Annotated in this window: 19 protein-coding genes; 15 read left to right on the top strand and 4 right to left on the bottom strand. The window is 40.7% G+C overall.

The window, feature by feature from the left end:
• The first annotated feature begins 48 nt into the window (after positions 1-48).
• The 5 genes from aspS (at position 49) to T344_RS0104635 (ending at position 8,007) form a co-directional block, all read left to right on the top strand.
• The gene (aspS, locus tag T344_RS0104615) at positions 49-1,833 is read left to right on the top strand and encodes an aspartate--tRNA ligase (RefSeq protein WP_027627733.1); all 1,785 of its coding nucleotides are present in this window, start codon (positions 49-51) and stop codon (positions 1,831-1,833) included.
• A 233-nt stretch (positions 1,834-2,066) separates the two neighbouring features.
• Positions 2,067-6,371, top strand: coding sequence for a 2-hydroxyacyl-CoA dehydratase (locus tag T344_RS0104620; RefSeq protein ID WP_027627734.1), 4,305 nt, complete (start codon positions 2,067-2,069; stop codon positions 6,369-6,371).
• Positions 6,372-6,425: 54 nt separating this feature from the next.
• Positions 6,426-6,785 (top strand): cupin domain-containing protein, encoded by a 360-nt coding sequence (locus T344_RS0104625; protein ID WP_027627735.1) that lies wholly within the window; start codon positions 6,426-6,428, stop codon positions 6,783-6,785.
• A gap of 137 nt (positions 6,786-6,922) precedes the next feature.
• A complete protein-coding gene (locus T344_RS0104630) occupies positions 6,923-7,417 on the top strand; it encodes a hypothetical protein (protein WP_027627736.1) in 495 nt (164 codons plus the stop codon).
• A 2-nt stretch (positions 7,418-7,419) separates the two neighbouring features.
• Positions 7,420-8,007 carry a hypothetical protein gene (locus T344_RS0104635; RefSeq protein WP_027627737.1) on the top strand — a complete coding sequence of 196 codons (588 nt, stop codon included), beginning with the start codon at positions 7,420-7,422 and terminating at the stop codon, positions 8,005-8,007.
• A gap of 174 nt (positions 8,008-8,181) precedes the next feature.
• Here the strand turns inward: T344_RS0104635 and T344_RS0104640 are convergent, their stop codons facing one another.
• The 3 genes from T344_RS0104640 to T344_RS0104650 form a co-directional block, all read right to left on the bottom strand.
• Complete coding sequence (locus T344_RS0104640) at positions 8,182-10,488, bottom strand: sensor histidine kinase (RefSeq protein WP_027627738.1); 2,307 nt, start codon at positions 10,486-10,488, stop codon at positions 8,182-8,184.
• Entirely contained in the window at positions 10,463-11,149 is a 687-nt protein-coding gene (locus T344_RS0104645) for a response regulator transcription factor (protein ID WP_027627739.1), read from the bottom strand. Before T344_RS0104645 ends, T344_RS0104640 begins: the two co-directional genes overlap by 26 nt.
• A gap of 409 nt (positions 11,150-11,558) precedes the next feature.
• Positions 11,559-11,759, bottom strand: coding sequence for a hypothetical protein (locus T344_RS0104650; protein WP_004623311.1), 201 nt, complete (start codon positions 11,757-11,759; stop codon positions 11,559-11,561).
• Positions 11,760-11,993: 234 nt separating this feature from the next.
• Between T344_RS0104650 and spoIIP the strand changes: the two genes are divergently transcribed.
• The 7 genes from spoIIP to T344_RS0104690 all read left to right on the top strand — a co-directional run bounded on the left by spoIIP (position 11,994) and on the right by T344_RS0104690 (position 22,142).
• Positions 11,994-13,271 carry a stage II sporulation protein P gene (spoIIP, locus tag T344_RS0104655; RefSeq protein ID WP_027627740.1) on the top strand — a complete coding sequence of 426 codons (1,278 nt, stop codon included), beginning with the start codon at positions 11,994-11,996 and terminating at the stop codon, positions 13,269-13,271.
• Between the two features lie 64 nt (positions 13,272-13,335).
• A complete protein-coding gene (locus tag T344_RS0104660) occupies positions 13,336-13,608 on the top strand; it encodes a hypothetical protein (protein WP_027627741.1) in 273 nt (90 codons plus the stop codon).
• A 141-nt stretch (positions 13,609-13,749) separates the two neighbouring features.
• Positions 13,750-15,204 (top strand): stalk domain-containing protein, encoded by a 1,455-nt coding sequence (locus T344_RS0104665; RefSeq protein WP_027627742.1) that lies wholly within the window; start codon positions 13,750-13,752, stop codon positions 15,202-15,204.
• Positions 15,205-15,802: 598 nt separating this feature from the next.
• Positions 15,803-17,611 (top strand): translation elongation factor 4, encoded by a 1,809-nt coding sequence (gene lepA / locus T344_RS0104675; RefSeq protein WP_027627743.1) that lies wholly within the window; start codon positions 15,803-15,805, stop codon positions 17,609-17,611.
• A gap of 70 nt (positions 17,612-17,681) precedes the next feature.
• Positions 17,682-18,137 carry a PaaI family thioesterase gene (locus T344_RS0104680; RefSeq protein ID WP_027627744.1) on the top strand — a complete coding sequence of 152 codons (456 nt, stop codon included), beginning with the start codon at positions 17,682-17,684 and terminating at the stop codon, positions 18,135-18,137.
• A gap of 211 nt (positions 18,138-18,348) precedes the next feature.
• Positions 18,349-20,823: a mannose-1-phosphate guanyltransferase gene (locus T344_RS0104685; RefSeq protein WP_027627745.1), complete on the top strand. Its 2,475-nt coding sequence runs from the start codon at positions 18,349-18,351 to the stop codon at positions 20,821-20,823.
• 194 nt (positions 20,824-21,017) lie between these two features.
• Positions 21,018-22,142 (top strand): GDSL-type esterase/lipase family protein, encoded by a 1,125-nt coding sequence (locus T344_RS0104690; RefSeq protein ID WP_027627746.1) that lies wholly within the window; start codon positions 21,018-21,020, stop codon positions 22,140-22,142.
• Positions 22,143-22,199: 57 nt separating this feature from the next.
• On the opposite strand, the gene T344_RS0104695 is transcribed toward T344_RS0104690, so the two are convergent.
• Complete coding sequence (locus tag T344_RS0104695; RefSeq protein ID WP_004623314.1) at positions 22,200-22,532, bottom strand: hypothetical protein; 333 nt, start codon at positions 22,530-22,532, stop codon at positions 22,200-22,202.
• Between the two features lie 199 nt (positions 22,533-22,731).
• Between T344_RS0104695 and thpR the strand changes: the two genes are divergently transcribed.
• The 3 genes from thpR (at position 22,732) to T344_RS0104710 (ending at position 25,417) form a co-directional block, all read left to right on the top strand.
• The gene (gene thpR / locus T344_RS0104700; RefSeq protein WP_027627747.1) at positions 22,732-23,277 is read left to right on the top strand and encodes an RNA 2',3'-cyclic phosphodiesterase; all 546 of its coding nucleotides are present in this window, start codon (positions 22,732-22,734) and stop codon (positions 23,275-23,277) included.
• A gap of 165 nt (positions 23,278-23,442) precedes the next feature.
• Complete coding sequence (locus tag T344_RS0104705) at positions 23,443-24,162, top strand: type II toxin-antitoxin system prevent-host-death family antitoxin (RefSeq protein WP_027627748.1); 720 nt, start codon at positions 23,443-23,445, stop codon at positions 24,160-24,162.
• A gap of 115 nt (positions 24,163-24,277) precedes the next feature.
• Complete coding sequence (locus T344_RS0104710; RefSeq protein WP_027627749.1) at positions 24,278-25,417, top strand: S1C family serine protease; 1,140 nt, start codon at positions 24,278-24,280, stop codon at positions 25,415-25,417.
• Positions 25,418-25,486: the final 69 nt, after the last annotated feature.

The following is a 25,486-nucleotide window of genomic DNA, read 5'->3' on the forward strand; positions in this document are numbered from 1 at the left end:
AATATTTAATAATCAGTGTTTATAACACGAAAATGGAGGAATCATTATATGGGAGAATCAATTTACGGACTCAAGAGGAGTCATAAATGTGCAGAGCTGACTTCGGCAAATATAGGAGAAACCGTTACTGTCATGGGATGGGTGCAGAAGCAGAGAAATCTGGGAAGTTTGGTTTTTGTGGATTTGAGAGACAGATCGGGAATATTGCAGATTGTTTTTACTGATAAGGACGGAGAAATGCTTGACAGGGCAAAGACAATAAGAAGTGAGTTTGTTCTTGCCGTAGTTGGTACTGTTTCTGCCAGAGCCCCCGAGGCTGTCAACAGGAAGATGGCAACAGGCGAAATAGAAATAATTGTAAAAGAACTCAGAATACTCAGTTCTTCCGAAACACCGCCCATATATATTGAAGAAAATTCAGATGTCAATGAAATTACAAGGCTGAAATACAGATATCTTGATTTAAGAAGACCTGACATGCAGAGGAATCTCATACTCAGGCACAGGGTTGCCAAGGTGGCACGTGATTATTATGATGACAACGGCTTTTTGGAAATTGAAACGCCGATACTGGTTAAGAGTACTCCCGAAGGTGCCAGAGATTATCTTGTACCCAGCAGGGTACACCCGGGCAAATTTTATGCACTTCCACAGTCACCGCAGCTTTACAAGCAGCTGCTGATGGTGTCGGGCTTCGACAGGTACTTCCAGATAGCAAAATGCTTCAGGGATGAGGACTTAAGAGCCGACAGACAGCCTGAATTCACCCAGATAGATTTGGAGATGTCCTTTGTCAATGTGGATGACGTGCTGACTATTAATGAAGGTTTCGTCAAGAGAGTATTTAAGGAAGCCCTGGGTGTCGAGCTTGAGACTCCATTCCTCAGAATGCCGTATGCTGAAGCTATGGAGAGGTTTGGGTCCGATAAGCCGGATATCCGCTTTGGTATGGAACTTGTCAATGTATCCGAGCTGGTGGCAGACTGCGGTTTTAAGGTGTTTACCGATGCAGTTGCCGGCGGAGGAAGCGTAAGAGCAATAAACGCAAAGGGCTGCGCCAAATTCAGCAGAAAAGAGATAGATGCCCTGGTTGAGGTGGTTAAAACCTATAAGGCAAAGGGTATGGCCTGGATATCAATAGATAATAACAATGAAATAAAATCCTCCTTTGCAAAATTTATGACTGAGGAAGAGATGAAAGCCCTGCTGGGAAGAGTAGAGGCAGAAGCCGGTGACTTGATTTGCTTTGTGGCTGATAAAAACAGTGTTGTATTTGATGCTCTTGGCCAGTTGAGACTGGAAGTCGCAAGAAAGCTAAATATTTTGAATCCTGACGAATTTAAGTTCTTATGGGTGACAGAATTCCCCTTATTTGAATATGATGAAGAAGAAGGGCGATATGCGGCAAAGCATCACCCGTTCACCTGTCCTATGGACGAGGATATTGAATTCCTTGATACCGATCCCGGGAAAGCCCGGGCCAAAGCCTATGACATAGTATTGAACGGTGTTGAACTGGGTGGGGGAAGCATCAGAATCCATATACAGGAGCTTCAGGCCAAAATGTTCAGGCTGCTGGGCTTCACCGAGGAGGATGCAAACACAAAGTTCGGTTTCCTGCTGGATGCCTTCAAATACGGAACTCCTCCTCACGGCGGTATGGCCTTCGGTCTTGACAGAATGATAATGCTCATGGCAAAGACCGGCAGTATCAGAGACGTAATAGCATTTCCCAAGGTGCAGAATGCTTCCAGCCCTATGGATAATGCACCTGACATAGTTGATGAAAAACAAATACAGGAATTGCATATAAATATTATAGATGAGATATAATTCTTACTTCAGAGGTTGCCAGAATTCGTATTAGCAGAATTATTGAGGTGTGATTGTAAACATTGCCATTAGGCGGATTTAAATGACTTTGGTATAATAAACGTAGCAATCTGTAATTTTATTCGGGAAACTGTGGGGGACAAATTTTATTGAGAGGACTATGTGAAAAACATCATGAGCAGTTAGCCATGTTTTACATAGTTTAAAAATTAGTTTTGGAGATTAGTCAATATATGAAAAAGAATTATCATGTGGGGTTGGACGTTGGATCTACCACTGTAAAAATGGCTGTTCTTGATAAAAATAACAAGCTTGTTTTTTCAAAATATCAAAGACATTATTCGGATATCAGAAAAACAATATTCGAATTAATGGACGAGACCTGTGAGAAATTTTATCAGGAAGAGTGCACTGTTATGATAACTGGCTCCGGTGGATTGCTGGTCTCTCAGTGGCTGGATCTTGACTTTATCCAGGAAGTTATTGCAGGCTCCGAGTCTGTACAAACTCTTATTCCCAATACAGATGTTGCAATTGAACTCGGAGGGGAAGATGCTAAGATAACCTATTTCAAGGGCGGCCTGGAACAGCGTATGAATGGTACCTGTGCCGGCGGTACCGGTTCCTTTATAGACCAGATGGCCTCCTTGCTGCAGACAGACGCGACAGGTCTGAATGAGTATGCCAAAAACAGCAGAATCATTTATCCCATAGCCGCCCGCTGCGGTGTTTTTGCAAAAACCGATATACAGCCGCTTTTGAACGAAGGAGCTGCAAGGGAAGACATTGCCGCCTCGGTATTTCAGTCTGTGGTTAACCAGACTATCAGCGGCCTGGCTTGTGGCAAACCCATCAAAGGCAATATAGCCTTTTTGGGCGGACCGCTTTATTTCCTGTCGGAATTGAGAAAGAGATTTGCAATAACCCTCAACTTAAAGCCCGAACAGGTCATCTTCCCCGAAAATTCACAATTGTTTGTGGCCATAGGTGCCGCCCTGTCCTCTAAGGAATGCAAAGTCATATCCTTTAAGGATTTAAAGGAAAAACTGCCTGATTTGAATACCATTGTGGTTCATGAGGTGGAAAGGCTGAAACCTCTTTTCAGCAGTCAGCAGGAGCTGGATCAATTCAGGGCAAGGCACGGGGAGCATTCTGCCAGTGTTAAGCCGCTGAAAGACTACAAGGGAGATTGTTTCCTTGGAATCGATGCCGGCTCTACAACTACCAAGGCGGTTTTGATAGATACCAACGGAGAGCTCCTTTATACTCATTATGGAAGTAATGAGGGCAGTCCGTTAAATTCCGCAATAAGAATATTGAATGATATATATGCTCAGATACCTTCAGAGGCCAGAATAGTAAATTCTACCGTCACCGGTTACGGTGAAGGCTTGATTAAAGCTGCACTTAAGGTGGATATAGGTGAAATTGAAACAATAGCGCACTACAAGGCAGCCGACTTCTTCCTGCCGGGTGTGGATTTTATACTGGATATCGGCGGACAGGACATGAAGTGTCTGAAGGTCAAAGACGGGATTATTGACAGTATTATGCTCAACGAGGCGTGTTCCTCGGGCTGCGGTTCCTTTATAGAAACCTTTGCAAAATCACTGAACTTTACCGTAGAGGACTTTGCCGCACAGGCGCTGCTGGCCGAAAAGCCTGTTGATCTGGGTTCCAGATGTACTGTTTTCATGAATTCCAGAGTCAAGCAGGCACAAAAGGAAGGCGCTCAGGTGGGAGATATTTCTGCCGGACTGTCCTATTCGGTCATAAAGAATGCACTGCTTAAGGTCATAAAAATCCGGGATCCCAGAGAGATGGGAGAAAAAATAATCGTCCAGGGAGGGACCTTCCTGAATGATGCTGTTCTGAGAAGCTTTGAGCTGATTTCCGAAAGAGAGGCCGTAAGACCAAACATAGCAGGGCTTATGGGTGCTTTCGGCGCCGCCTTGATCGCAAAGGAACGTTACAGCGGTGCACAGTCCACTCTTATTACAAAAGACAATATCGGTGAATTTGATTATAATACCGAGCTGCAGAGATGCAAGCTCTGCAACAACAACTGTCTGCTGACAATAAACCAATTCAGCGACGGCAGCAGATTTGTTTCGGGCAACAGGTGTGAAAGAGGCGCAGGTATTGAAACCTCGGCACAGGATGTGCCGGATATTTATGATTATAAATATAAAAGAATAGTGGGCTACAGGCAGGCAGCAGGTATAGAGTATACCAGAGGCACGGTAGGAATTCCTCGTGTACTCAATATGTATGAGAACTATCCCTTCTGGTTCACCTTCTTTGATCAGCTGAAATTCAGGGTGGAGCTGTCACCCCGTTCATCAAAGAAAATATATGAGCTGGGTATAGAAACCATGCCGTCGGAATCGGTGTGTTATCCGGCCAAACTTGTTCACGGGCATATAACAAGCCTTGTAAATAAAAATGTGAACTTCATTTTCTATCCCTGCCTTCCATATGAAATGGTTGAGGACGAGGGAGCCGATAACCATTACAACTGTCCTATTGTAACATCATATCCTGAAGTTATAAAGAATAATATGGATATTCTGAAGACAAAGGGTATAAAGTTTATGAATCCATTCCTTCCCTATGACAACAAGGAAAGAATGAAATCAAGACTTTTTGAGGTTCTTGGCAAAGAATTCAATATAACAAGGGCCGAAATAGAGAATGCCGTGGAAATGGCATATGCCGAAGACGAAAAGGTAAAGAGGGATATCAGGCAGAAGGGTGAAGAAACCCTGAAATATCTCAGAGAGAACAACAAAAGGGGCATCGTACTGGCCGGAAGGCCATACCATATAGACCCTGAGATAAATCACGGCATCCCGCAGATAATAACCTCTCACGGGTTTGCAGTGTTTACTGAGGATTCAATTGCACATCTGGGAAAGATTGAACGTCCTCTGAGAGTGGTTGACCAGTGGAAATTCCATTCAAGGCTTTATGCGGCTGCAACTGTTGTCAACGAATATCCCGAGCTTGAAATGATCCAGCTGAATTCCTTCGGCTGCGGTCTCGATGCCGTAACAACAGATCAGGTGCAGGAAATCCTGAATGCCAACGAAAACATTTATACCGTATTAAAAATAGACGAGGGCAATAACCTGGGCGCCGCCAGGATCAGAATTAGGTCCCTGGTAGCAGCTATTGAAGACAGGGACAAAAAAGCCCTGGCTCCTCATAAAAAACATGAGTCCCATAAAAAGGCCGTATTTACTGAGGAAATGAAGGTTAAGCATACCATTCTGGCCCCTCAGATGTCGCCTATTCATTTTGATTTCGTTGAAGCGGCCTTCAGAAGGTGCGGCTACAAGGTTGAAGTGCTGCCAGGTGTTGACAGTGCTGCAGTGGAGGACGGCTTAAGGTATGTCAACAATGATGCCTGCTATCCGTCGATTATTGTTGTAGGTCAGATCATACATGCATTAAAGTCGGGCAGGTACGATCTGGACAATACGTCGGTGTTGATCACTCAAACAGGCGGAGGCTGCCGTGCCACAAACTATATCGGCTTCCTGAGAAAAGCACTGCATGAGGCGGGAATGAGCCAGGTTCCGGTCATATCTCTAAACGCACTTGGTCTGGATAACCAGCCGGGCTTTAAGATATCCCTTGACCTGCTGGACAGTGCCTTCAAGGGCCTCGTATACGGTGATCTGCTGATGAGAGTACTCTACAGGGTAAGGCCTTATGAAGCTGTACCCGGTTCGGCAAATGAACTTTACAGAAAGTGGGCCAAAATATGTACCGACTCCATATATGAAGGCAGGAAGGGAAGTTTTAAACGGAATATCAAGGGTATCGTCAGGGATTTTGATACGCTTGAGCTAAAGGATATAAAGAAGCCAAAGGTAGGGCTTGTAGGAGAAATACTCGTCAAGTTCCATCCGGATGCCAATAACAATGTGGTGGATGTGGTTGAGAAGGAAGGGGCGGAAGCAGTTATGCCCGACCTCATTGACTTTTTCCTGTACTGCGCATATGATGCCAACTTCAAGTATAAGCACCTGTCCGGTACATTTAAAAAACTGGTTGTAAACAATCTTGCCATTGTAGCTATAGAGTATTATAGAAGGCATATGAAAAAGTATTTGCGCAGGAGCAGGAGGTTTGATCCGCCGCATTCCATATATGAACTTGCCGAAAGTGCCTCCGAAATACTTTCCATCGGAAACCAGACAGGCGAAGGCTGGTTCCTGACGGCAGAAATGATCGAACTCATAAAGAGCGGTGCCGGAAATATAGTTTGCATGCAGCCGTTTGCGTGTCTGCCCAACCATGTTACGGGCAAGGGTATGATAAAGGAATTGAGGAGAAGATATCCCGAATCCAATATAGTTGCAGTGGACTATGATCCCGGGGCCAGCGAGGTTAACCAGCTTAACAGAATCAAGCTGATGATGTCGGTAGCCTTCAAGAACCTGAAAAACCCGCCTGAGAAGGTTGAGACGCCGGTGGCTGAAGCGGCCGAGCAGGAGGTTCTGGTGCAGGATGCCAAAATCAGTTCATAAAATAAGGGCCGGCCATGCCGGCCTTATTAATTTACTGCGAAGGAGACAAGTGTAATGGAGAAAGTCAACATATATGAGAAGTTAAAGCTTTTTAACGGGTACTGGAGCCCTAAAATATTGGGTGAAGTCAATGAATCAAATGTAAAAGCGGCAAAACTGAAGGGTGAATTTCTGTGGCATAGTCATGAAAATGAAGATGAAATGTTTTATGTCTTAAAAGGAATATTGAAAATAAGATTCAGGGACAGGGAAGTTATTTTAAACGAAGGCGAATTCCTTATAATTCCCAGGGGAATCGAACATATGCCTGTTGCAGAGGAGGAAGTTCATGTGATGCTGATTGAACCGAAGGCAACATTGAACACCGGAGATGTAAGAAATGAAAGAACGGTAGAAAAGCTTGAAAAAATTTAGTACGGTACAATCAGTAATAATATTTTACCGGCAAAGTTGATTGACTGTCTGGCATAACGCTTTACGGCCGGTTGTTTAATATTTCACTGACAACATCAACGTAAAGCTTTCCCTCATGTTTTTCCAAACGCAGCAAAATGTCTTTTATAAAGAAATATTTTACCTCAAAAGACTCGTCAATAATAAGTATTGATGATATAAAAAAAAATAGTGTTCTTACAGTATATTCATTTGAAGAATTAAAGGTACAAGTAGAATCATTTGATTACAAGATTGGTATTTTATTAGATAGAAATATATTACAAGATAGTGATAATATAGATAATCTTAATAAATGGCTTAAGAAAAAAATAAATTTTCCTATAGTCGTAATTGGATATGGCAATCCTACTTATACGTATTTTAAAAAACTACTTATAACTGATGAAAAATATATTCCAAGACTTGATGAAGAGAGATATGAGTTATATAAAAAAGAAAATGGATTTAGCTTGGCATATATTTGTAATGATGGTAAAATATATGGTAAAGGTTATAAAGAAGAATGTAACTTAGATAATATTTTAAGGGTACTAAATAATTATCTTAGAGGGGAAGATAATGTGAGGAAAATAGTAGAATATGGAGAATAAATATGAGTAATTTTACTTTGGCTGATGCATTTTCAATTAATTTAAACTTTATTATTTACATAAGAAACCTTTATTTAAATTATAATAGTGAATATGAAATATCTAATATTCATCCATGGATTCCAATAAATAAAGATGTCTTGCTTAATATGAGCGATTTTGATATTAAATCTAAGGAAATTTGGAATTTAATAATTAACGATTTCGCTTTTTCTTCTAGTGATTTAATTGTTATAGACCTGGAGTATTGGGTTAATAAAAAGTTCCCATTTAGTGACTTGTTTAATTCATCTACTTGCTCAATTGAACAGTATCAAAACATAAAAAAGTCATTTGAGGCGTGGTACTGGGGAAATGGTAATACTGTAACTCGTTTCTTTTCGAAAGATATTGTAATAAATTATTATGATAAATTAATTAATATGGCTGAATCTGAAGGGTTAAAATTGAAAGATGCTCGAATTTATTTACAAGTTGTCTACGATAAACCTTCTGAGTCATGGGAGATTAAAAACAATAATATGATAGTAATCTCTCTTAATGATAGATTACCGAAAGAAGAAGAAATTTTTAAAATTTGTTATATTTAATTTAGCCCTCAAAAATATTATCTTCTTAGCATCAACGAATGTTGGCGGTACCCCTAATATAAAAAATTAGACATGAAAATAAAAGCGTGCTGTATTGAATTATTCCGCATATTGGCAATTCAATAAAAGCACGCCTATACAAATATTATACTAATGATATAATCAAAAAATTATTTAATTAATTAGCTGGCTGACTGCCGGGAGTTCTATTGTTGCCTTAAAAAGGTCACCGTCGATATTGAGGGTAAAGCTCCCGTTTTGGAGTTCTGTGAGGCTTTTGGCTATTGAAAGCCCCAGGCCCGAGCCTTCACTGTGGCGGGAGGCATCGCCTCTCTTAAATCTCTCCATCAGCTCATCCGCATTTACATTCAATTCGTAGGCAGATATGTTTTTTACCACAATTTTCACCGTTTCATCAGTTTGAATTACATCTATATACACTCTTGAATTGGGGAGAGCATATTTGAATACATTTGACAGGAGATTTTCTATAACTCTCCAGAGAAGCCTTCCATCCGCATTCACATAAACATTTTCGGCAGGGAAGTTGGTCCTGAAAATAAGCCCTGATGTTTCGATCTTATCTGAAAGTTCTCCCAGGCCCTGTGAAATAAGAGACGCAACATTCAATTTTTCAAAATTGACCGCTATATTTCCGCTGGTTGCCTTGGCTGCCTCAAACAAATCCTCGGTCAGCGATTTCAGCCTCTGGGATTTTGAATCAATTATGCCAAGATACTTTCCTGCATTTTCAGACTGAAGCCCTTCATTTTTCAGCAGATCAACATAGGTGATTATGGAGGTCAGGGGAGTCTTCAAATCATGGGATACATTTGTAATAAGCTCAGCCTTCATCCGTTCGGCCTTGACCTGGCTGCCGACGGCATTTTTCAGGCCGTCGGCAATTTGATTGATGGTTCCGGCAAGAGCTCGGAGTTCAGGAATACCCAGTTCGGGTATGTTGTAAGTCAACTCCCCGGCTCTGATTTTTTCGGCACCGTCTCTAATATTTATAAATACCTTGAAATTTTTCAAAAGGAAATATATTGCGGCAGCATTTACACCCACTATTCCAAAGAAGCCTATAAATGTTACATCGTTACCGGCGGCAAATATCAGCGCAAATATCAGGTTGAGAAATGCGTAAGCTCCAAAGATAAGCAGCAGCCTCATGGTAAGGGGACTTTTAATTAAAACTCCGCTAATAGTGTTTTTAATTTTTATATAAAGACTGTGAAGCCCGCTGAAAATCCATTTAACCATCTTACAAAGCAGAGTATACTTAATAACCTCATGCCTCTTGAATCTTTTGGCAAGCATTGTAATAAACAAGATACCTACCAGAGTACCAAAAATTATTACTACACTTAAAATTGTGTATATAACCGCTGCATTATAGCGTGTGTTATTCCAATAAAATACCGGTACAAACTGAATAATCTGTGATATACAGAGTACAATGAAAGAAACACTTACCACAAGGGCTACATCAAGGTATATTATATCTGCGGCTATCAGGTGAACGCCTTCCTTATCCGGACGTCTGCCGGCGGAATATATCAGGTATATTAAGCCGGTTATAAAAGCCAGAAGCCCCAAACCGGAGGTTTTTAAACCTGTCAGACCTCTGATGGAATTGTTTTTAAAGGTATTTACTTCAGTTTGATATCTGTCGGGAGACATACCCAGATATACAGTGGTATCTGCCGGAATTGAATAGGACCCATACGAATTGCCTCCGAAATAGGAATTCCAATTGCTTTGAGTCAGCTTGACCGAAAAGGGCAGAGCATCAAAGTAATTTTCTATCGTATTGTTGTCGGATATATTTGATTGTGCTGTTTTACCGTTTTGTACCACTGAATAATATATACCCTGCAAACTGTCAAGATACTTTATTTGTGATTTATAATCCTCCAGTTGCCGGTTTATGGCTTCTTCAGTAACATTATCCAGCATCTTGTCATATTTACCGTTTATTTCTTTTGTATCTTTGTCTTTCTTATCCTTTAACTTCTGGATTTTTTCCAGGGCATCCTTGTTTTTAATGTCAGATATAACATCAGTATTTTCAGCAACATTACCGTTATTATCAATTATAATACTTTGGTTGTTGAGATATTCCTGATACTGGTTGACAGAGTTGTAAAAATCATTTTCAACCTGTTGAAGCTCGTTGCTTCTGCTATACTCAATATTGGACTTCATACCGTTTATTTCATCAGGGTCCAGAGCAGCCCCCGATTTGATGTTTTCTTCACTTTTATACTTAAACGCCACGAAAGATATATTGGAGTAAGCATGCTGCAATATATCCTTACCGGCCATGCTTTCCTTAAATTCCTTATTTTGAATTGCATCTTCAAAATAAGGCGCCTGCAAGAGGCCATAGGCAAGAGATAACATCCCGGCAATGCATAAGATGATTGCAAGGAGCTTAAACCATACGGAATATCTATAATTTTTCAATTTTGTATCCAATTCCCCACACCACCTTTAAATATTTTGGTTCTTTAGGATTAATTTCTATTTTTTCGCGGATTCTTCGTATATGAACAGCTACAGTGTTTTCAGGACTGAAAGAGGGTTCGTTCCAAACCTGCTCGTAAATCTGATCAATTGAAAATACTCTTCCGGCATTTTCACATAAAAGCTTTAATATCTTGTATTCCACAGGCGTAAGACGCACCTGTTCATTGTCCACCTTGACTTCTTTTGCACTATCATCAATGACAAGTCCTCCGGATTGGTAAACGCCGGTTTTAGGGACGAAACTGCCCAGTGAAACATATCTCCTCAGGAGTGATTTTACACGTGCCAGCAGCTCCAATGGGTTGAAAGGCTTGGTTACATAGTCATCGGCACCGAGGTTCAGGCCCAGGATCTTATCTGTATCTTCGGACTTAGCGCTCAGCATGAGGACGGGGATGTTATACTTTTCCCTGATCTTCATTGTAGCCCGGATACCATCCATGACAGGCATCATTATATCCATGATCACGAGCTGAATATCGGCTTTGTCAAAAACAGCCAGAGCTTCAGCTCCGTTATAGGCTTTAAATACTGTATAACCGTCGTTTTTCAGATATATTTCTATAGCGTCTACAATTTCCTTTTCATCGTCGCAAACAAGTATATTCACTGTAAAACCTCCGTTTAGATGAGAATGAATTATTAATTTACCAGCTTATATTATTCATTCCCCTTGACAATCCTTATCATTATATCACATCCCTGTATTTCAGAATTTGCAAGTAAATTCCTGATTGAACCCGCTATAAAAACAATAACCCAGGCTTCTTTCAAACTAATTGACAGATTTCTTACAATTTTCTTAACATTTCAGGTAACATTGCAGATGAGTTTTTTTGTTTATACAGCGAAATCCAAAATTAATTGGTTATGCCAGTCAGTTGCGCTCAACTTTGCAGTTAAATGTGTTGTACTGCCGGTACGCGAGTACCAGTATAAACTATTTTTGAGGAGTTAAAAGAGAACCTATGACAGGAAATTTCACGCCAATATAAAAAAACTCCATGAAAGGAGTTTCTTTATATGTTGAAATCGTATTTGAAAATATTTTGAAAAGGTTCGGAGCTTAAGGCCTTGGTAACATTGGTTCCGTTCAAGGTAAGCCTGTGACCACAGCTTTCGCATCTGAAAGTAAGACTGTTTAATTTTTCAAGTTCCTCTTCAGGAAGATTTAATAATACGCTGTTACATATACAACATCTAACTGTGCTGAAATTCAACTTTTCCCCTCCATTCCTAAAATAAGTATATTCTTAGTTATATGAAACTGTACCTGTTTTTAGAACAAAAATATTAAAATTAAGTACCAAATCATATTACAATATTTCCCATCTCTTAAAAAACCTTTTTAACCATACCGGCTGATTTGTGGTACAAGCCAGTCATAATTTTTAAAATTTTGAATATAGTTTTATAAATTTGATGTAACTGAAGTAATTTGATTGGAGGCATTTATGAGGGAATTTGCGAGGATTGAAGGAAACTCTTTTTACAATGATTCAAATATTACAGGAAACAAAGGCAACTTTTCAAAGTTCCCCATAGTACTTTGTGCAATAGCCGGTATTTTGATTGGAGGTCTGGCCTTCCGGGCGGCAAACGGGCATATGAGTATAGGGGGTATAAATACCGGCGGAAAGGATATTTCAGAAGATCAAGATAAGGCCGATATAAGCACTTATGCAATGGACATATTGTTTAAGGCTTTTGGAATGGACCGGTATAATCCCATAACCATACTGAACTCAAATTCACCTTTTTTTGAAATTTATTACAGGGAGGACTACCTTAAGTTCATAGCCGAAAAAGAACAGCAGGAGCTGCAGGAGAAGATGGTGGCAAACGAGGAGCTGCAGCCCGTCAAGCCACAGCAGGAAGTACAGGGTCAAAAACCTGCGGACAGTGCTATACAGACGAAGGAAGCAGCAGGTGCTCTGAAAGAAGTTTCAAGCAGCATAACCTTTGAAAATGATGTGGAAAACAGTGACCAGCAAAATAACCCGGTGGTAACCAACGGTAAAATAAAAGTTGTTAATGAAACCAAATACAGCATTGATATAGATGGGCTGCTGAAAGAACCGTTGAAGCTGAATCCGGCTAAAACCGGTCCACAGATATTTGTTTATCACACCCATACCACAGAGAGTTATATTAAGGATATTGGACAGCTTCATGACAAAAGTGTGCCCTCAAGAACCACTGACAACAAATATAATGTTGTCCGGGTAGGAGATGCATTGATAAGTAATCTTAAAAAGTACAACATCAATGTATTGCATAATTCAACCATTCACGACAAGGATTACAACAGCTCCTATGTCAAGTCCCTCAATACATTGACCAATTATGTCGACAAGTACCCCTCCCTGAAAATGACCATTGATCTTCACAGGGATGCCGCCGGAAATGATAAATTGAGAGTAGCAAAAAAAATCAATGGAAAGGATTATGCACAGATAATGTTTGTTATCGGAACCGATTCAAAACTCAGCAATCCCAAATGGAAAGAAAACCTGAAGCTTGCCCTTAAAATCCAATCACGGCTGAATGAGATAGCTCCGGGAATAGCAAAACCCACGTATATCAGCAAAAACAGGTATAATCAGCATCTGACCAACGGATCGGTCATTGTGGAAATCGGCGGAGACGGAAATGTTATTGATGAATGTGTCAGGAGTACAACCTGTTTGGCACAGGCAATCAATGATGTTATCTACAAAAATAAATACTGATGATTAAATTTCCGGCTGCCGGTCAAAAATAAGTATCATTAATATGTTTATTTTGGAGGCAGACTTGGCCAGGAAAATCCGATTCCGTAAAAAGAGATTATACAATCTAAAAATATTTGTTGTGATGAGCCTGTTTTTTTTAATAGTAATCAGCGGGTTAGTGGCTGTTGACATTACTAAAAGTTATGTATTATATGGGCAGCCCCGGTTGGAGATGATACGGATACAAGAAGTCGAAAAAGACATTTATCAGGTATCACTCTTTAATAATACTTTTGACCTGAACCTGAAATATCTGAGAAGGGATATGGGCAAAATCAAAGGGTTTTTTGATTAGAGATATTTTTTGCTGAAACAGGGATAACATGTAACCATTTTGTTACCATTACGTCCATGGAATATGCTACTATTTCAATAGACGGCGCGCTATCTGTTTTTGACAGCAAAAGATAAAATACATATGAGAGGATTTGATGCAATGAAAAAAATAGTATCATTTGTTTTGGCACTTGTATTATGTTTGACTACCTTTACAACATTAGCCGGTGCGGCAGATGTAAAAGGCAATATAAAAGTTGAGACAAGGAAGATTGAAAAAATAGAGGGTGACTTGAGCCTGAAGGTAATCTATCCCTACTTCAGCGGCTTCAATGCGGCTTCAGAATTGAACAGCACCATACAAGACAGAAATATAAGTTCAATCGGTTATATCATAAATAATGAAGCTGTTATCAAGGATATAAAGGCGCAGCAGGAAAAGGCGGGAGAACCTGCAGGAAACATGAGCGCCTTTTTGGAATCATATTTTGACTATAATACGAGCGGAAGCATTCTTTCGGTTGTCATACATTCCAGTGACTACACCGGCGGTGCTCATGGCATGTCATATATGGAAAGCTACACGGCAAATACAAAGACAAATGAAATATACAAAACCTTTGGTTCGCTGTTTGACAGCAAAAGCGATTATAACAAAGTAATTCAGGATAAAATCAATAAATTGATAGACAAAGAAAAGGATATGTATTTTAGCGATGCAAAAGAGACTGTTGCGGCTAAAAAAGGAAATTATCAATTTTACGTTGACGGAAACAAGCTGGTTATATATTTCGGATTGTACGAATTAAGGCCTTATGCCGGTGGAATGCCGATATTTAAAATAGATGCAAAAGAGCTGAAAGGTTTGTTGAAGAGCGATATTTATACACAGATGATAAATGCCAAACCACTTGAGAATATCAGGTTCAATGGTGAAAGTCTTATTCCGCAGCCAAAGACATATACCCAGGAATACAACCTGATGGTCCCCTTGCAGGATATAGCAAAGCTGTTGGGCTACAAGGCCACCTGGAATGGGGGCAATGGCTGGGAAGTGGCCGGCGGCTATGTTAAAAACAAGGTGGACAGTTATTCTTCAAGCAAATCGGACGGTGATGTCAAACTTGGCTTGCCTCCAAAGGCAGTTGGGAACATAATGTATGTACCGCAGACCTACTTCTCAATGGTTCTTAAGGAAGATGTAATTTACGACGGAGATGCACTTTGCATATTTAAGGCAGAATCGGTCAACGAGGGTACATTTGATCAGCAGATAGCAGAATTTGAATCACCTGACACGGCGGAAAAAGCAGTGAACATGTATGCAAAAGCAGCACAGGAAAGAAAAGGTGCGATTCAATATGCACTATATTCAGATAAGCTAAAAGCCGAAAAAAGGGCAGGCCTTGAAGAGATGAACTGGGTTACCGGTGTATCAAGTCCATGGATTTCAGGTTATGAGATATATGAAATTGACAATGAGAGCAAAAAAACATATAGTGTTATTTTCAATTGGGCTACGTCTACCGGCAAATTACCGGATACCAAGACAATAGTTACTGTTGAAAAGATACCACAGCAAGAATACTGGCAGATAACAGAGATTACGGAGTAGAGAAAAGGCAGAATCAGAATTAACCGGAAGCCGGAATGAATAAGCAGTCAATTACTTTGGTGAAATCTTCCCTTCACCGGGTAATTGGCTGTTTTTATTTTTTATGCGAGGCGGTGCCGGGAAAGCTAAGGATTTTTGCCAAAGCGAGAGCATCCCCGGGTAAAGAAATTGCCATCTCAATAATGATTTAAAGGTGTTTTATTGGGTAAAACTAACATAGCCGGCGGCAACTTTTCTGCGGTAATAACGATTAAGGAAGATTATATTGCGATAAAACGCCGCAAGCTTATCAGTTGCGCCGCTTTATCCGCATGCTATTATTTGAGAAAACTTGCTGTGCAGCACTTTTCTCAAATATAGCGACAGAGGAAGATAATTGAGCCGCATTTCGCCGCCACCCGTTGCGGCTCATGCCGGGCGTTGTTATTATCCTCGAAAAGCTTGCAAAAGCGGCAATTTTTCTGCGGTAATAACGGCTAAGGAAGATTATATTGCGATAAAACGCCGCAAGCTTATCAGTTGCGCCGCTTTATCCGCTATGATATAATAAATTGCTAACTATGTGCAAATATTTGAAACTAGCTGTGGAGGATAAGGAATGTCAAGTGAAAGACAAAAATATATAAGAAATTTTTGCATTATTGCTCATATAGACCATGGTAAATCGACCCTCGCAGACAGGCTGCTTGAGAAGACCGGCGTGCTCACATCCAGAGAAATGCAGGAGCAGGTTCTTGACAATATGGAACTTGAAAGGGAGAGAGGCATTACAATAAAGGCCCAGGCTGTGCGTATGGTATATCAGGCTTCGGACGGACATGAGTATATATACAATTTTATAGACACTCCGGGTCATGTTGACTTTAATTACGAGGTTTCCAGAAGCATTGCCGCGTGTGAAGGGGCTATCCTTGTAGTGGATGCGGCACAGGGAATAGAGGCCCAGACTCTTGCCAATGTATACCTTGCTCTTGAACACAATCTGGAAATAATGCCTGTAATAAACAAAATAGACCTTCCAAGTGCTCAGCCGGATGTAGTCAAAAAGGAAATTGAGGACGTTATTGGTCTGGATGCTTCCCAAGCTCCGATGGTTTCAGCCAAGAACGGAATTAATATAGAAGATGTACTGGAAAAGGTTGTCCATATGATTCCATGTCCCCAGGGGGACGAAGATGCTCCGCTCAGAGCACTGATATTTGACTCTTTTTATGACAGCTACAAGGGAGTAATAGTATATATGAGAGTTAAGGAAGGTACCGTTAAAAACGGCGATACCATCCGCATGATGTACACAAAGAAAGAATTTGTAATTTCCGAATTGGGCTACCTGAGACCGGGAGGGCTTTCTCCTGCCTCTGAACTTAAAGCCGGGGATGTGGGATATATAGCTGCAAGTATAAAAAATGTGCGGGATACCAGAGTCGGTGACACTATCACACTTGTTGGCAATCCTGCAAAAGAACCGCTGCCCGGATATAAAAAGGTTAATTCCATGGTATTCTGCGGAATTTATCCGGCAGACGGCTCCAAATACGGTGATTTGAGAGATGCTTTAGACAAGCTGCAGCTCAATGATGCAGCACTTACTTTTGAACCGGAATCCTCGGTTGCGCTGGGTTTTGGATTCAGGTGTGGCTTCCTGGGACTTCTTCACATGGAAATCATCCAGGAGAGACTTGAAAGAGAGTACAACTTTGATCTGGTTACTACCGCTCCAAGTGTCATATACAAGGTTACAACAACAAACGGTGATGTGATCACCATAGATAACCCTACAAATCTTCCCCCTGTCACTGAAATCGATATGATGGAAGAGCCCATTGTAAAAGCTACTATTATGGTTCCAACCGAATATGTCGGCAATATAATGGAACTTTCCCAGGAGAGAAGAGGCGTTTACAAGGATATGTCATACATTGACGACAGCAGAGTCATGCTGACCTATGAAATGCCCTTGAATGAGATCATTTATGATTTTTTTGACGCTTTGAAGTCCAGAACAAAGGGATATGCCTCCTTTGATTACGAACTTATCGGCTACAGGGAATCAGACCTTGTCAAGCTGGATATAATGCTGAACGGTGAAATCGTCGATGCCTTATCCTTCATTGTACACAGGGAAAAATCGGTATCCAGGGGAAGAAGGATGACTGAAAAGCTGAAGGAATCAATTCCCAGACAAATGTTTGAAATACCTATCCAGGCCTGTATCGGCGGTAAGATCATCGCCCGTGAGACAGTTAAGGCATTCAGAAAAGATGTTCTGGCAAAATGTTACGGCGGTGACATCACAAGAAAGAGAAAGCTGCTTGAAAAGCAGAAGGAAGGTAAGAAACGCATGCGCCAGGTGGGTTCCGTTGAAGTGCCGCAGGAGGCCTTTATGAGCGTATTGAAGCTGGATTGATGGTTTAATTGAAAAATAAAAAAGGCATTGGAGAAATCCAGTGCTTTTTAGTATTTTTGGAGGATATTTTATGAACAATAATATTAACACTAATTTGTTATGGCTTGAAAATTATCTTAAAGAAACCTATAATGCCCCGATACTTGAAAATTTTCTGGGACTCAAAATAGCAGAGCTGAGCGAGGGGAAAATTATACTTACCGCTGAAATAATCGATAAGCATTGTAATTTGTACGGTTTTGTACACGGAGGCACTCTTGCATCAGTTTCAGATATTGCCATGGGGGTTGCGTGCATAACTCATGGAAAAAGAGTTGTGACAATTGATATGAATGTCAGTTACATCAGGAATACACCCGAAGGAAGTACAATAACGGCCATAGGTCAGGTTATCAGCAGCGGCAGGACCATAATGCGGGCTACCGGAGAAATATACAATGATGAGCGGCAGCTTCTTGTCAGATCCCAGGCTTCATACTTTGTCACAGGGGATTTTAACCCGCAGGATTTTCCGAAAAGGGAATAATACCTGTATCTTTATTCTTCCGGTTAATCATTTTTCCATATATTCCAGTAAAGTCATTTCGAATAGTTTTTTTTGATAAGGTAAAAATAATAAAATAAATCAGGTTAGGAACGACTTTCTAAAAACAGTTGATTCCTGGGTTTCATCAAATGCACTTTATTTTCGCCGTACAGTTATTAACATTAAACAAAAATGTGAAAGGATGGATCTGATGAAAGCTGTGATTATGGCAGGCGGAGAAGGGTCCCGGCTGAGGCCGCTGACCTGTAACCGCCCCAAGCCTATGGTACCAATTGCTAACAAGCCAGTGATGGAACATATTATTGAACTACTGAAAAAGTATGGTATTAAAGATATTGCAGTTACCCTTCAGTATATGCCCGAAATTATTAAAGATTATTTTGGTGATGGAAGTGAATTTGGAGTAAACTTGAATTATTATACAGAGGAGGTTCCTCTGGGAACGGCCGGAAGTGTTAAAAATGCGGAGGAATTTTTGGATGAAACCTTTATTGTTATAAGTGGGGACGCTTTAACGGATATCGACCTGGATAAGGCGCTGGAGTTTCACAGGAAGCGTGAAGCAGTGGCCACACTTGTGCTGAAAAAAGTCGAGAGCCCGATTGAGTACGGTGTAGTTGTGACCGATAAAACTGGAAAGATAACAAGATTCCTGGAAAAGCCAAGCTGGGGAGAGGTGTTCAGTGACACTGTAAACACAGGCATATACGTGTTGAATCCCGAGATACTTGGTTATATAAAACCCAATCAAATGTTTGATTTCAGTAAGGATGTATTTCCCGAACTGTTAAAGGAAAACCGGCCCATGTTCGGTTTTGTTACTGAAAATTATTGGTGTGATATCGGAGATCTTGAAGCATACGTCACTGTGCACAATGATATTTTAGATAAAAAGGTTGACATAAAAATAGAGGCCAAAGAAGTTCGCCAGGGTGTTTGGATTGGTGAAGGTGCGGTGATTTCCAAGGAGGCAAGTATAAAACCTCCTGTTTTTATCGGCAAAAACACCATTATAAGGGATGGCTGTAATATAGGCAGTTATACTGTCATAGGAGATCATAACCATTTATTTGAAGGCAGTTCGGTTAAAAGGAGTATTTTTTGGAAAGGCTGCATTCTTAAAGGGCGTTCACAAATCAGGGGCAGCGTGTTCTGCAACAAAGTACAGGCAAATGCACGGGCATCAGCATTTGAAGGGTCTGTGATAGGGGATAATTGTATACTTGGTAAAAGTGCATCTGTCAGGCCTGGTGTAAAAGTATGGCCCAACAAGAATATTGACTCGGATACCGATGTATGTTCCAATCTGGTTTGGGGCTCAAGGTTTTCAAAGAATATTTTCGGAAACAGGGGGATTTTAGGCGAAATAAATGTGGACATCACTCCGGAGTTTGTTTCCAGGCTTGGAGCCACCTATGGCTCCATATGCATGAAAGACTCAAAGATAGGTGTCAGCTGTGATGATGTAGATGCATTAAAAATGTTAAAGAATTCTCTGATTTCCGGTCTGCTGTCTGCGGGTGTTGAAGTTTATGACATAGGAACTGCACTTCTGCCGGTAGTGAGGTCGGCCATCAGATTTTATAATTTGAGCGGAGGAATTCACATTTCCGCTTCAGGACAGGATCAGGATATGCTTGTAATAGATATGCTCAATAAATCCGGAAGCAATATCGACAGGGGTGAGGAGCGCAAGATCGAGAACACTTTTGTACGTGAAGATTTTGTCAGGTGTTCTGCAAATGAGATCAAGTCCGCTGTCACCATACCCGATCACAGTATTTTTTACAGTCAGGATATACTGAACAGCGTACAGGCAAAGGAACATAATTTTAAAGTTGCACTCATTGCCAAGTCCGATCTGGTTAAAAAGGTTGTCGAAAGGATTCTGGGAGAGCTCAAATGCGATTATGCCTTTATAAACCCCAAGCTGGACAGTAATTACAAAAAAAAGGAAAGTATGTTTTCAGATATAAAAACCCTTACTGCAACTGTAAAACAGGGTAAATTCGATGTGGGCGTCTACCTGGAAAACTCAGATGAAAAAATGATGCTGGTAGATACAAAGGGGAGAGTTATTTCGGATGATTTGTTCATGGCCTTGATAAGTCTGATCCATCTGAAGTCTGCAAAGGGTAATACGGTGATAGTACCCTTGAATACAAGCAATGTCATCGAGAGAATTGCCAGTGAACACAACGGAAATGTGATCAGAACCAAGACATCAACACAGGAAATTATGAAGAAAATGCTTTCGGGTGCCGAAAAAAACAATATAAATGAGTTTTTCACAATGAATTTTGATGCTGTGGCGGGACTGGTAAAAATAATTGATCACATGGCCCAGTATGATCTAGGTCTTGATGAAATGGTGGATATGATACCCGATTTTCACATTTTAAAGAAGGAGGTTAAATGTCCCTGGTCGGCAAAAGGAAAGGTAATAAGAGCCATTATTGAAGAAAATGACGGCGCCGGAATTGAAACCACCGAGGGTGTAAAGGTACTGGGTGACAAGGGATGGGTACTGGTACTTCCGGATGCCGAGAAACCTGTCTGCAAGGTCATAAGCGAAGGGTATTCGGAGGAATACGCAACTGAACTTACAGATATATATGTAAACAAGGTTAAATCCATAAGCCAGGATAATGTAAGCAGCAGTTGATAGAGCTAAAGCCCTGTTATTGGAAAAAACAATTCCAATTGCAGGGCTGTTTATTTGAATTTTGCAGATTTAAAGGGTATAATTTAGATAAGCGGGAAGTACCTTATAGAGGTCTTTAACAGATAATACGTATTATCCTGCGATATAATTTAGTGAATTTTTATAATTATATGCAGCAAAATGGGGAGATCAGAATGAAGCAGATTAAGAAGTCAATTATGATAATGTTATGTTTATTTATTGCGGGTTTGGGTTGGTGGCGGCCCGAAGCTTCGGCTGCAGCTGCCGGCCCGGATAAAGCCTTATATATTGCAGTGGGAGATTCGGTCACATCGGGCTACGGCCTTGAAAGCTTTTCAAATGGTGATATCAAGAATAGAACCAGTCCCGACAACTTTGTTACCAGGCTTGGAAAACAACTTAACTTTAAAACCGTAAATTTTGGCGTTGAAGGGATTGACAGCACGGCTCTGCTGAAATCCATAAGCAAGCCTGTTACAAAGGAGCAAAAAGAAGAGGTGGAGCAAATAAGAAAAGCCAGCCTTATTACACTCTCTGTGGGAGGTAATAATATTTTCATTCCTTTTTTAAATGCGGTAAACGATAGGGTGGGCAGCGGCAAAAATATCTTTAATGCAGATGCTCTGGATATCCAGACTGCAATTCTTGGGCTATTGTTCGACAGTGACGGCTTGAATAAACTCAAAAATAATATTTTAAAGGGAGCTGAAATTTTTACCGGAAACGAAAGTCTACATACTCAGGGGGATTTTGCGGCAATAATCAGCACTGTCAAGAGTTTAAATCCTGATGCGGAAATTGTTGTCCAGACGATATATAACCCCTTTGGCTTTATTATGCCCGATACGGTGGAAAAAGCCATTAAATCCATGAATGCTGAAATCATAAAAGGCTCGGATAACGGTAAAAATTACAGGGTTGCGGATGTCTATTCCGCATTTGCAAAAGCCGGTGAAGGAGTGCAATTAATAAATGCGGATACTGGAAAATCCTTTGATCCGCACCCGAATAAAAAGGGGCATGAAGTAATATATACATTGGTGGCCTATGCAGCCGGCAATAAATTACCTTATAACTTCAAGTCAAATGTGAAAAACGGAAAGGCGGCAGCTGCTATCACAGCCGGAGAACTCAAGGTGACCGTAGCACCCTCCAAAGGATATAAGCTGCCGCAGACTGCGTACCTGACCATCGGGAAGAATGCCAAACTGACCCTGACCTTGAAAAACGGTGCGGCAGCTGTGCCGGTGGCAGCCATTAACGGGGATATGACTGTAACGGCTGTGTGCCCGAAATAGCAGGAAATAAACCGGCCCAATCCGCTTTCTGTATGCGGATTGGGCCGGTTTAGAACATTACATTTCACCAACTGGGTCATAGGTTCTATCAACTATGGGTTCAAAATAAAAATCGATGTACATGGGTGTCTTTCCTTCAAGCCCGGAAGCCCTGACAGGTGAAGTATAAAAAGCAATTCTATATTCAAATTCAGGTTCTTTGACCCGGTCTCGTGCATTCTTATCATAAGGAATATCTTCTACCCTGAAAATTCCTTTGGACTCCAGCTCCTTGATGAACCAGTTCATCTCGTCACCATCATTTACATCCATACAGGGTATATTTCCCTTTTTCATTTCATCTATGATTTGTTTTATTTCACCGGTTTGAAATCGTACTTGATAAAACATTGAATAATTCCTCCTTGGTAATAGATAAGATATTGTTGTATATTTGATTTCAAAAAATTATATTATAACTATACCACATAAATATTCGGGTAATCAAAAGTTTATACATAAACCTCCTTTATACGCCACATTGCGATAAGGAATATAGTTTTTCATCACTTTTTGTGCCTTGAGCACAGCGAAAGGAATGATAGTTAATATGAGAGTGTTTTTTGCAATAGAATTTGAGGAGGAAATAAAGGAACGTTTGTATTCTCTCCAACAGGAAATTAAGAAATACTGCAGCGGGGGGAATTTTTCACACAAGGAAAATTTTCATCTGACCCTGAGATTTATAGGTGAACAGAATCCCGGACAGGTTGAGAAGCTGAGAAGGGCCTTGCGCACGGCTGCGGCAGGTACGCCCTGCTTTCAACTGCAGATTGACAGACTGGGAGCATTCAGCAAAGGCAATAAAAAAATAATCTGGACGGGACTGGAGGAAAACAATGAACTGCAGAAATTATACTGCAGGCTTGAAGCAGCACTTGAGAGGGAAGGCCATCCCTGTGAGGGCAGAAGCTATAGTCCCCATATAACCCTGGTAAGAGAGACCAGGCCGGCCGAAAATGCACCTGGTATAGATAAAATACAATTGGATAAATCAGCGGTAAAAGTAAGCTCAATATCACTGATGGAGAGTAAGAGGGTTAATGACAGGCTTACTTATACGGCAATTGATAAAGCCGGACTCCAGGGTTATTGATAATAGCTAAATTGTTGACTTGATTTATTTTAAAGCTTATAATAATTATAGCTAACAAACATCCGCATGATTAGCTAGAATCAAATATATTTTAGCTAATACCCTTCAAATCAAATGATATTTTTTATTCCAACGTTAGGTATTTCTTTGAAAGGAGCTTTGATTATGAGAGTAACATCAACGGAGGTTCAAAATAACTTTGGAAAATATCTGGCATTGGCTTCTGCTTCTGAAGAAATCATCATAACCAAAAACAGCAAGGATATAGCAAGATTAGTTCCCTGCAGTAGCGCTGACAGGGTGGGGGAAGAGTGCTGCATATATGAAGATGAGGATGGTCCCAGGATGACCTATGAGGAATTCACAAAGCTTACCGAAGAATCTGACAAGAGGTATGAGCTTATTGACGGAGAACTTTTTCTGCTGGCCTCACCCAGTTATGCCCACCAAAGGGTCATCGCTGAAATCAGCGGTTACTTCCATATCTGGTTCAAAGATAAAAAGTGCAGACCTCTGACTTCACCTTTTGACGTTACCTTGATTAAGGGAGATAACAACAAAAATGTTGTTCAACCGGATATACTTGTCATCTGTGATACTGAAAAAATAGATGAAAAAGGGAAGTATTGGGGCATACCCACACTTGTCGTGGAAGTTCTCTCCCCCTCCTCCAGAAAGCATGATATGCTCAGAAAACTCAATCTATATGCACTTACGGGAGTTAAGGAATTTTGGCTGGCCGATACATCAAAAAAAGCCGTATATTTATATAATTTCGAAAACAAGGTAATAGAAGACTTTATCACATTTACAAACAACCAGACTGTCAGGTCAAATGTATTTGAAGGCCTGGAAATCCCTCTCGAGGATATTTTTAAAATCTGATCCCATGTAATTATTTCCAGACAGCAAATTAAATTGAACTGCTTCCCGCAAAATGGTAAAATGGAAATCTGGAAAGATTTAATCCTGACAGGAAATAACCGCCTATGGAGGGAATATGATAAAAAAAACCATTATAAAATCGGTGTGTCTGGTAACTGCTATCGTATTTATGACAACCGGTACATATGCAGCAGGAAATGTAACCTTGAAGATTGACGGCAAACAGGTAAACGATGCGGTAAAGGAATTCAACGGCAAACAGTATGTACTTGTCGACAGCCTGGCAGGAAATCTCGATGGTATTACCGTAAACAAAAGCGATAAGTCCATTGAAATAAATACCGATACAAACAGGATTTCAAATATAATAAACAAAGTCGGTCCTTCGGTGGTAGGTATCATAGGCAAGCTTAAAGAAAGCAGTTATGATTACAGCGAATACACCGACAATCTGATTTTTGGAACAGGCGTCATATATAGAAGTGACGGATATATAGTTACCAATGCCCATGTTGTAAAGGACATGGATACCATTGTGGTTGTCCTCTCCAACAGCAAGGCATATAAAGCCAGGCTGAAGGCCATAGATGACAGTCTTGACCTGGCGGTGATCAAAATAGACAAGGGGGGACTGACTCCGGCCGTTTTCGGAGATATGTCCAGTGTTGCGGTGGGGCAGGAAGTTGTAGCCATCGGCACGCCCTTATCTTTTAATTTAAGAAACTCGGCCACAAAAGGCATAATCAGCGGGATGAACAGGTCGGCCGACGGGGAGTACAGGTTTATACAATCCGACGCGGCAATCAACGGTGGAAACAGCGGAGGCCCCCTGGTAAATATGAAGGGCCAGGTTATAGGCATCAATTCGGTAAAACTGGTGGGATTTGGAGTGGAAGGACTTAATTTTTCAATTCCTGTTGATACCGTCAGGTATGCCATAAGTCACTTTGAGAAATTCGGAAAAATCAAGAGACCTTATCTGGGAATAGTATTTTCAGAGAGCATAACCTCACAGTACGGTCTCCCCAGTTCTGTTGAAGGCCTGACGGTCAGGGATATTGAAGAAGGCTCGGACGCTGAAAGGTATGACATTCAGGTGGACGACAAGCTGGTAGCTGTAAACGGTGTGAAGGTTAACTCAATTATCGATTACAATGAGGAAATGAAAAAATATCTTCCGGGAGATAAAGCTGCCTTTAAATTGCTCCGGGACAATAAACAGCTTACAGTCAACGTGGTTTTCGGTGAAAAATAAACCGTATTCAGAAAGAGTTTTAAGAACGGCAGAAAGCAATTAAACGAAAAGAGTATAGAAAATAAGGAC

This window comes from Ruminiclostridium cellobioparum DSM 1351 = ATCC 15832 (assembly GCF_000621505.1).
GTDB classification, from domain to species: Bacteria; Bacillota; Clostridia; order Acetivibrionales; family DSM-1351; genus Ruminiclostridium; species Ruminiclostridium cellobioparum.